The sequence below is a fragment of the Lentibacillus juripiscarius genome (genome assembly GCF_042685205.1).
In the GTDB taxonomy this organism is placed as follows: Bacteria; Bacillota; Bacilli; order Bacillales; family Amphibacillaceae; genus Lentibacillus; species Lentibacillus juripiscarius.
Window position 1 is genome coordinate 1 of the sequence record NZ_JBHUNA010000044.1, and the last position, 1,197, is coordinate 1,197.

At 39.3% G+C, this 1,197-nt stretch carries 1 protein-coding gene; it reads right to left on the reverse strand.

Annotated elements, in window-relative coordinates:
• Positions 1-1,109 (reverse strand): IS4 family transposase (locus ACFSUO_RS16415; protein ID WP_382396105.1); only part of this gene is annotated, 1,109 nt, incomplete at its 3' end.
• Positions 1,110-1,197 lie beyond the last annotated feature (88 nt).

The following is a 1,197-nucleotide window of genomic DNA, read 5'->3' on the forward strand; positions in this document are numbered from 1 at the left end:
TCTGGCTCTTTGACTAATTCAGAAGCAAATGTTTCAAGTTGTTTGTGCCAGCAATCACAAATCCAGTCCCGCATTTCCAGTAAGGTACCTTTATATCCCAAGGTGTGCTTCATTAATAAGGTTAAGCAGAACCCAATCATAGCGATATAAATCTGGTTGAATACGGCATTTTGGCTTTTACCATAAAGCTTTTTCAACACTAAATGCTGCTTGCACCATTTGAAAAACAATTCAATTTGCCAGCGTGTCCGGTAGAGATCACTTATTTCTTGTGCACTGATTTTAGCGTCATTACACACGATAGAAATTTTGTTCCCTTCACTATCCAATGTTTCTATCAAGCGTAGGGGATGTTTCATTCTACCGATTTTTACGACGGCATCCCGGATGATGGGGGAAGAAGATTCAACAGGTAACTCCTCTATCACGTGAATAACTGTATTGGATTTAATTCTGGTGACAAAGCGAATCCCTTCTGCGCAGTAGAAATCAAATTTTTCAAAGTTAAAATAGCCTCGATCGAATACGTGAAGTGCATTTTTATCCGGTACGATTAAGGCGTCCAACTGTGTTTCATCTGCCGGTCTGGCGGGCGTAATAATCATATCGTTTGGGTAGGTTTCACCATGACAAAAGACAACAGATGTGTGCATTTTCACCCCAGATTTTGTATGCCGGAAATCTGCCCATTCATATTGGCTTAGGCACATGGAAAGCGTTGATGAATCAATTAAATGAATCTTCCCGAGCGCCTTATCAGCCCTTTTGGGTCCAAGTGTTTGGTGCAGCTTTTGAATCAGATGATGCAGGATAACCTGGAATATCTCAGATGGTATGTCACCAAACTTTCTTGAAAGTTGGGATTTACTAATACTTTCAATCCCAACTTGCCTTTGAACCGTTTTTTTACGGCTAACTTTTTCACTTACGCGCCGCAGATTGGGAAGTCCTTTTAACTGAGCATAGATGAAAAGCCTGGTAAATGTTAGTACATCCAGCTTTTTAACATATTTATCGACCTCGGCGTGATCAATCATTTTTTGGATAACTTTCGAATCTAATGGATGTATGTATTCCTTGAATACAGTTTTTATGGTATAATTGTCCATGTGTTCTCCTTATAGTTAGGGATTTGGACAGGACTACCATACCCTAATTATAAGGTTTTTTTATGGCTTTTAATAGTGAAAATTGCCA